9 protein-coding genes are annotated in these 8,119 nt (G+C 67.2%); 6 read left to right on the forward strand and 3 right to left on the reverse strand.

The features are described from left to right. The 3 genes from ELR45_RS39185 to ELR45_RS26545 form a co-directional block, all read left to right on the forward strand. Positions 1–449 (forward strand): ABC transporter permease (locus ELR45_RS39185; protein ID WP_205857324.1); only part of this gene is annotated, 449 nt, incomplete at its 5' end. Continuing rightward, positions 446–1,261, forward strand: a complete 816-nt coding sequence (locus ELR45_RS26540; RefSeq protein WP_129669009.1) for an ABC transporter ATP-binding protein — start codon at positions 446–448, stop codon at positions 1,259–1,261. The genes ELR45_RS39185 and ELR45_RS26540, both read left to right, overlap by 4 nt. A 56-nt stretch (positions 1,262–1,317) precedes the next feature. Further along, a complete protein-coding gene (locus ELR45_RS26545; RefSeq protein WP_205857325.1) occupies positions 1,318–1,698 on the forward strand; it encodes a hypothetical protein in 381 nt (126 codons plus the stop codon). Between the two features lie 57 nt (positions 1,699–1,755). Here ELR45_RS26545 and ELR45_RS26550 read toward each other — a convergent pair whose 3' ends face one another. The 3 genes from ELR45_RS26550 to ELR45_RS26560 all read right to left on the reverse strand — a co-directional run bounded on the left by ELR45_RS26550 (position 1,756) and on the right by ELR45_RS26560 (position 5,470). Further along, positions 1,756–2,925, reverse strand: coding sequence for an amidohydrolase (locus ELR45_RS26550; RefSeq protein WP_129669011.1), 1,170 nt, complete (start codon positions 2,923–2,925; stop codon positions 1,756–1,758). Positions 2,926–2,969: 44 nt separating this feature from the next. Beyond that, positions 2,970–4,181 carry a glutamate--cysteine ligase gene (locus ELR45_RS26555; protein ID WP_129669012.1) on the reverse strand — a complete coding sequence of 404 codons (1,212 nt, stop codon included), beginning with the start codon at positions 4,179–4,181 and terminating at the stop codon, positions 2,970–2,972. 128 nt (positions 4,182–4,309) lie between these two features. Then, positions 4,310–5,470 (reverse strand): 4-hydroxybenzoate 3-monooxygenase, encoded by a 1,161-nt coding sequence (locus tag ELR45_RS26560; protein ID WP_129669013.1) that lies wholly within the window; start codon positions 5,468–5,470, stop codon positions 4,310–4,312. A gap of 157 nt (positions 5,471–5,627) precedes the next feature. Between ELR45_RS26560 and ELR45_RS26565 the strand changes: the two genes are divergently transcribed. From ELR45_RS26565 to ELR45_RS26575, 3 genes are all read left to right on the forward strand, one after another. Further along, positions 5,628–6,431 (forward strand): CoA transferase subunit A, encoded by an 804-nt coding sequence (locus ELR45_RS26565; RefSeq protein ID WP_129669014.1) that lies wholly within the window; start codon positions 5,628–5,630, stop codon positions 6,429–6,431. Next, positions 6,428–7,207: a CoA-transferase subunit beta gene (locus ELR45_RS26570; protein WP_129669015.1), complete on the forward strand. Its 780-nt coding sequence runs from the start codon at positions 6,428–6,430 to the stop codon at positions 7,205–7,207. Before ELR45_RS26565 ends, ELR45_RS26570 begins: the two co-directional genes overlap by 4 nt. Before the next feature lie 109 nt (positions 7,208–7,316). Beyond that, on the forward strand, positions 7,317–8,119 hold an 803-nt coding region (locus ELR45_RS26575), incomplete at its 3' end, for a thiolase family protein (RefSeq protein WP_240760165.1).

The raw sequence follows: 8,119 nt of genomic DNA on the forward strand, positions 1-8,119 counted from the left end.
TGATCGTCTGGTTCGGGTTCAGCCTCACAGCGGTCACGTTCGTCATCGTGTACACGATCGTGTTCCCGCTCATGATCAGCATCGTCTCCGGCGTGGAGCAGGTGCCGCGCGACGTCGTGCGGGCCGCCCGAAGCCTCGGCGCAGGGCGGTTCCAGGTTTTCACCGAGGTCATCCTGCCTGGGGCACTGCCGGCGGTGGCGACCGGGATCCGCACCGGCCTGGGATACGGCTGGCGGGCACTGATCGCGGCCGAGATCATCGTCGGCACCAGCGGGTTAGGCTTCATGATGTTCGACTCCCGTCGAGCGCAGGAGGTGACCGGCGTGTTCGTCGGGATGATCGTCTTGGGAATTCTGTGGTTCGCCCTGGACGCTCTGGTCCTCGCGCCGTTCGAGCGGGGCACCATTGAACGTTGGGGCATGATCCGGACGGCGGAGGCTGGGCGATGACGACCCTCGAGATCACCAACCTGCACAAGGAGTTCGTCGACGCCTATACCGGCGAGACGGTGGTCGCCATCGGCGACGTGTCGTTCAGCATCGAACAGGGCGAGTTCATCTCCGTGCTCGGGCCGAGCGGCTGCGGCAAGACCACGGTGCTCAACATCGTCGCCGGGTTCGACACCCAGACCAGCGGGTCGGTGATGGTCGGCGGGAAAGCGGTGGACGGGCCGTCGCCGGAGCGCGGCGTCGTGTTCCAGAGCTTCGCCCTGTTCCCATGGAAGACGGTGCTCGGCAATGTGACCTTCGGGCTGCGCATGCGCGGCGTGGCGCGCCAGGACCGGGAGCCCATCGCACAGCGGTATCTCGAGCTCGTCGGGCTGGAGGGGTTCGAGCGCAAGTTCCCGCACGAGCTCTCGGGTGGTATGCAGCAGCGGCTCGGCGTCGCCCGGGTGCTTGCCAACGAGCCCGAGGTCATGCTCATGGACGAGCCGTTCGCCAGCGTCGACGCGCAGACCCGTCGAAAGCTCCAGGAGGACCTCACCGGAATCTTCGAGACCAAGCGGCCGACCGTCTTCTTCGTCACCCACGACGTCGACGAAGCGGTTTTCCTGGCCGACCGGGTCGTCGTCCTGAGCACCCGGCCCAGTCAGGTCAGTGAGATCGTCACGGTTCCGCTGGAGCGACCTCGAAACTGGCGCTCGACGTTGGACAACCCCGACTTCCGGCGCACGGTCACCTACCTCACCGACCTGTTGGCGGGCGAGCTGGACGGTGCCGTCGGGACGGAAACGCCCGCGGGCGCTGTCGGCGAGAGCTGACAGCGCGTGCGCCACGATTCGACGACCGCGAGGAATCCGATGCCGGGGAGATCATCGTGACCCAGGTGACGTGGATAGGTCGCAAGCTGATCGGCACCGTCGGCGGCCGGACGCTCGTTGTGCTGGTGGCGCTGCTCATCGCGTATCAGGTGTGGATCACCGTCAGCGCCGGCGGGAAGATCGCGGACGGCGTGAAGGACGAGCCGGACCGCCGCGGCCGGTACACGATCGACGTCGAGCTCGGTTTCCCGCCGGAGCGGTTCCACATGCTCGATCTCCAGGAGTATGGAGCGATCCGCGGCACCGATGACAACGTGCTGCACCTGCACCAAGTGACCGAGGACGGCATCGACGCGATCGCGCGCAAGTACTGGGTCAACGAGATCCGCCCGGGCGAGTCGGGGGAATCGATAGCCGACATCATCGGCGGCGGCTAGCCGGAGTCCCATGATCATGAACAGTAACCGTGCCATGTACCCGGTTACTGTTCATGATCATGGGCGTGGTGCGAGGCAGGCGTCGAGCGCGGTGCGGGTGAGAGTGCGGACGCCGATGCCGAGCGCACGCTCGTCGATGTCGAAGCTGCCCTGGTGGATGTCGTGCATCTCGCCACCCGGGTACACGCCCAGCCGGGCCATCGCCACCGGCGCGTGCTCGCCGTACCAGGCGAAGTCCTCGCCACCCATGCTGGTGTTGGTCCGGGCCACCGCGTCCGCACCCAGCTCCGTGGTGATGGCATCGCGCATCAGCTGCACGCAGCCGTCGTCGTTGATCACCGGTGGAACCCCACGCTCATAGCTGACATCGACGCTGGCGCCACATGCGGCGGCCACATCGGAGACGATGGAGTGGAAGTTCTTCTCGGCGTCGGCCCATGCCGCGTGGTCGAGCACGCGCAGCGTTCCCTTGAGGGCGCCTTCGCCTGGTATCGCGTTCGGGGCGTCGCCGGCCTGGATGGCTCCCCAGGCCAGCAGCAGCCGGGCGCGGATGTCGGCACGGCGAGCCAGCAGCGTGGGCGTGTCCACGGCGATCCGGGCCAGCGCGTCGACCACGTCGACGGTCAGGTGCGGCCGGGCGGTGTGGCCTCCGGGGCCGGAGACTCGCAGTTCGATGAGGTCGCAGGCCGCGGTGATCGGGCCGAGCTTGATGCCGATCTGCCCGACCTTGAGTCTGGGGTCGCAGTGCAGCGCGAAGATCCGCTCCACCCCTTCGAGCTCGCCGGCGGCGATCACCTCGCGGGCGCCGGCCATCTTCTCCTCCGCGGGCTGGAAGATCATCCGCACCCGGCCCGGAAGGTCCGGCGCTTCGGCGAGTGCGAGCGCTGTACCCAGGGCAATCGTGGTGTGTGCGTCGTGGCCGCAGGCATGGCACACACCGTCTACGGCCGAGCGATACGGCACGTCCTTGGGATCGGACAGCGGCAGTGCGTCCATATCGGCTCGCACGGCGACCGTGCGCCCACCGTCGCCGACATCGACGACGAGGCCGGTGCCGCGGGGCAGGACGCGCGGCTCGAGGCCGGCCTTGGCCAGCCGTTCGACGACGAGGTCGGTCGTCGCATATTCGTTGAAGCCGAGTTCGGGGTTCGCGTGGATCTGGCGCCGCACGGCGACCAGTTCGTCATGATGCGAACGCACCCAGCTCGCAAGCCAGTTGTCCGTCACGTATGTCTGCCTCGTTGTCTTGCTGGTGGGGAGGGTGCCCGGTATCAGGCCAGCGCGTCACCGGCGAGGTCGCTTGTGGCGAACCGCGGATGCGGGACGTCGGCTGGCCGCTGGTCAGACGGCACGATCAGTCCTGTCTTCATCTCATCGAGGAGGCCGTCGACGACCTTGGTCAGGTCTCCGTCGTTGGCCTCCGCAATCGCACGTTGGCGCTGATAGCTCGCGCCGATCCGCAGTAGATGCTCAACCTTCGCGAGCTCATCAGCGCAGCCGAGTCTACGCCCAATCGGGGCAAGATCGTCGGTCAAATCCAGAATCGATTCGCGGAGCGGGACCGTCGTCCCCCGGTCGTCCAGAATGATCTCCGCGTCGAGACCGAAGCGGGCGGCGCGCCACTTGTTCTCCCGCACCACCCAACTCTGCGGATTGGGCAGCGTGTAGCCGCGGTCCAGCTGGTGGTCGAGCCGGTGTACCAGGCACTGAGCCAGGGCCGCGATCATGGCCACCTCGTCCAGCGTGGGCGAGCCGTCGCAGATCCTGAGCTCGACGGTTCCGAAATCCGGGTGCGGGCGTACGTCCCACCACACTTCCCGGACCGAGTCCACGGTCTGGGCCGAGATCAGAGTCTCCATGAAGCTCTCGAAGTGGTCCCAGCCTGACAGCTGGTACGGCAGGCCGGCCGTGGGCAGCGTCTCGAACACCTTGCTCCGGGACGACGCCAGGCCGGTGTCGTGACCGACCCAGTACGGTGACGACGCGGACAGCGCCAGGAAGTGTGGCAGGTAGGACGTCAACGCGTTGACGATCGGGATGGCCTTGTGCGGCGACCGGATCCCGACATGGACGTGCACGCCGAAGATCTGGAGCCGTCGAGCCAGCCACTGCAACTGCTCGACGAGCTGTTGGTACCGCGGTTTAGGGCTGATGTCCTGAGTGGCCCAGCTGGTGATGGGGTGAGTACCCGCGCAGAGCACACCGAGGCCTCGGCGTGCCGCGGCCTCGGTCACCGTGTGGAGGCTCTCGCTCAGGTCGGCCCGCGCCTCGGCGACGTCGCCACAGACACCGGTGATGATCTCGATGGTCGATTGGAAGAGCTCATGCTTGGCCTTGGGATGCTCATCGGCGCCCTCGGGACAGATGTCGGCCAAGATCTCCACGGCGCCGGAGGTGAGCTCACGGCTCGCCATATCGATCAGCTGGAGCTCCCATTCGACGCCGAGACTTGCACGATCTGAAGACGTAAACGGGATCTCCATCTTTGGAGTGTGACATGGAGTGAGAGATCACGGAATAGCTCATCGCAAGATCGACATAGCTCATCGCAAGATCGACCTGATCTCCAGGGGTGCCGGCCTGCCCGCCCTGCCGAACGAGGTCTTGGGTCTCAGCCGACGTAGTTCTCCGACAGCGCCGTGGCGTACGCGGGCGAGTCCACCACGTTGCGGAGCTGGGCGATCTGCAACCGGTGCTGGTAGGGGTCATCGCCGAACCGGTGCAGCATCGACGTCATCCACCAGGAGAAATGCTGTGCTCGCCATACTCTCTGTAGCGCGTCCCGCGTATATGAGCGCAGCGGTCCGTCGTCGCGGCCGTTGAACCAGGCGTCCAGCGCTCGGGACATGATCCAGACGTCGTTGACGGCGAGGTTCAGGCCCTTGGCTCCGGTGGGCGGCACGATGTGGACCGCGTCGCCGGCCAGGAGCAGCCGCCCATACTGCATGGGCTCGGTGACGAAGCTGCGCATCGGGGTGACGCCCTTGTCGAAGATGGGGCCTTCGGTGGGCCGCCAGTCGGACCCGGTCAGGCGGAAGCGGGTGGCCAGCTCTTCCCAGATGCGATCGTCCGGCCAGTCGCCGATGTCTTCGTCGGTGGGAACCTGCAGGTACAGCCGGGAGACATGTTCCGAGCGCATGCTGTACAGCGCGAAGCCGTTGTGGTGCAGGCAGTAGATCAGCTCGTCGACGGCGGGTCTGGCTTCGGCCAGGATGCCCAGCCAGGCGAACGGGTACTCGCGTTCGTAGACGGTGAGCTCGCCCGCTGGCACAGTGGGGCGGCTGATGCCGTGGAAGCCGTCACAGCCGGCGATCACGTCACAGATCAGCTCCTGTTCCTTGCCATCGTGGTGGAACCTGATGGTGGGTTCGTCGCCGGTGAGTCCGTCGAGCCGGACGTTCGAGACCTCGAACCGGATGTCCGCTCCGTCGGCGAGCCGTCGCGCCACGAGATCCTTCACCACCTCTTGCTGGCCGTACACGGTGATGGCGCGGCCGGTGAGCTCAGCCATGGGAACCCGGTGTCCCTCGCCGTCGAAACGGAGCTCGATCCCTTCGTGCCGCATGCCCTCGGCGTCCAGCCGTGCGCCGAGTCCGGCCTCGCGGAGGATGTTCACCGTGCCCTGCTCGAGCACGCCGGCCCGGACGCGGTGCTCGACGTAGTCACGGGTGTGGGCCTCGAGCACCACAGACGAGATGCCATGTAGATGCAGCAGGTGGGAGAGCAGCAGGCCCGCCGGACCGGCGCCGACAATGCCGACTTGGGTACGCATGGAACGACGTTAACGTGAGCTTGCGTTCGAATCAAGAACTCTCGTGCGCTATACGCACGAACCGTGACTCAATCCCGTGACGGTGTTGACTGGCGGGTGGCCACCGTCTATGTTCGTTCAGAGAACGAGCGTACGAATCACGAACAGTGGAGCTGCCGTGGCAGAAGTGGTTTCGTTGGCCGAGGCCGTCCGATCGGCGGTTCACGACGGCGACACTCTGGCTTTGGAGGGCTTCACACACCTCATCCCAGTGGCCGCGGGTCAGGAGATCATCCGTCAGCGCAGGCGCGACCTGACGCTCGTCCGTATGACGCCGGACATCGTGTACGACCAGCTGATCGGGGCGGGGTGTGCGCGCAAGCTGATCTTCTCCTGGGGTGGAAACCCCGGCGTCGGCTCACTGCACAGGTTCCGCGACGCGGTGCAGAACGGGTGGCCGGCTCCGCTCGAGGTCGAGGAACACAGCCATGCGGGGATGGCCAATCGCTACGTCGCGGGCGCGTCCGGACTGCCGTTCGCGGTGCTGAGGGGTTATGCGGGTACCGACCTGCCCGGGGTGACCTCGACGATCAAACAGATCACCTGCCCCTTCACCGGGGAAGAACTGGCGGCCGTGCCCGCGCTCAACCCCGACGTCGCGATCATCCACGCGCAGCGCGCCGACCGGGCCGGAAACGTGCAGATCTGGGGTCTCGTCGGCGTCCAGAAGGAGGCCGTGCTGGCGTCCGCGCACAGTATCGTCACCGTTGAGGAAGTGGTCGACGAGCTGACGCCCGTGCCCGGTGCGATCGTGCTGCCGTCATGGGCGGTGACCTATGTCGCCGAGGTTCCGGGCGGCGCCCACCCGTCGTACGCGCAGGGGTACTCGGACCGGGACAACACCTACTACCAGGCATGGGATGCGATCAGCCGGGAGAGAGACACATTCGAGTCCTGGGTCAGCCGGGAGGTGCTGGTATGACGGAAACGGACCTCACGTACACCACGGACGAGATGATGTCCGTCGCGGCGGCCCGGGCGCTGTACGACGGCGCGTCGTGCTTCGTCGGCATCGGATTGCCGTCCACTGCCGCGAACTTGGCCCGCCGTACCCACGCGGCGAACCTGACCCTGATCTACGAGGCCGGTGCCCTCGGCGCGAAGCCGGACCGGCTTCCGCTGTCCATCGGCGACGGCATCCTCGGCGAGACCGCCGACGCGGTGGTCAGCGTGCCCGAGGTGTTCAACTACTGGCTGCAGCCCGGCCGGATCGACGTCGGCTTTCTCGGCGCCGCGCAGCTCGATCGGTTCGCGAACATCAACACCACGGTCATCGGCGAATACGCCAGTCCCAAGGTACGGCTGCCCGGCGCGGGCGGTGCGCCGGAGATCGCGGCGTCGTGCCGGGAGGTCTTCGTCGTCGTGCGGCAGAGCAGGCGCACCTTCGTCGAACAGGTCGACTTCGTCACGTCGGTCGGATACGGGCGGGACGGCACGGACCGGGCCCGGCTCGGCCTGCCGGGCGCCGGGCCGACCCTCGTCGTCACCGATCTCGGCATCATGCGGCCGGACCGGGAGACCAACGAGCTCGTGCTGACCGGCGTACACCCCGGCGTAGACGTGGAGCGGGTCCGGGAAGCGACCGGCTGGGACCTGCGGGTGGCGCCCGATCTGGCGACCACCCCGGCACCCACGGCCACGGAGCTCACCACCCTGCGGGAGCTGCAAGCCGCCACCGGAACGGATACTGGGGAGTGAGCGTGCTCGTGTGTCACCATCCGATGATCATGTGCCGTCTTGGGCCCCTATCAGGGCCACAAACGGCACATGATCACCACGGGATCCTCCTCTCACACAGGAGGAGACCGTGAACGACGCGTATATCCTCGACGCCGTCCGCACCCCGTTCGGCCGTTACGGCAAAGGCCTCGCGGACGTCCGTCCGGATGACCTCGCCGCACACGTCCTACGCACGCTTGCTTCCCGGACCGAGCTCGATCCGGGTGATCTGGACGATGTCGTCTTCGGTGCGGCGAACCAGGCCGGCGAGGACAACCGCAACGTCGGCCGGATGGCCGCGTTGCTGGCCGGCTGGCCCACCTCGGTGCCCGGCACCACGGTGAACCGGCTCTGCGGGTCCAGCCTGGACGCGGCGATGCAGGCATCCCGGATGATCGCGGTCCAGGACGCGTCCTTGGTCGCCGTGGGCGGCGTGGAGTCGATGAGCCGGGCGCCGTGGGTGCTGCCGAAACCTTCGAAGGCCTTTCCCGCCGGGCCGGAGACGTTGCACTCCACCACGCTGGGCTGGCGGCTGACGAACCCGGCGATGCCCAAGGAGTGGACCGTGTCGCTCGGGGAGAGCACCGAGACTCTCGCCGAGCGGTACGGTATCGGCCGCGAGGAGCAGGACCGGTTCGCCCTGCGCAGCCACCAGCGTGCCGATGCCGCCTGGAACACCGGCTTCTATGACACACACGTGGTGCCGGTGCCCGGCACCGACCTGGCCCGCGACGAGGCGATCCGCCCGGACACCTCGCTGGAGAAGCTGGCGAAGCTCCCGCCGGCGTTCCGCCCGGACGGGACCGTGACCGCAGGCAACGCGTCCCCGCTGAACGACGGAGCGTCGGCGTTACTCCTCGGCGACCAGGTGGCTGCCGACCGGCTGGGCAC

The organism is Phytoactinopolyspora endophytica (assembly GCF_004138495.1).
Lineage (GTDB): Bacteria > Actinomycetota > Actinomycetes > Jiangellales > Jiangellaceae > Phytoactinopolyspora > Phytoactinopolyspora endophytica.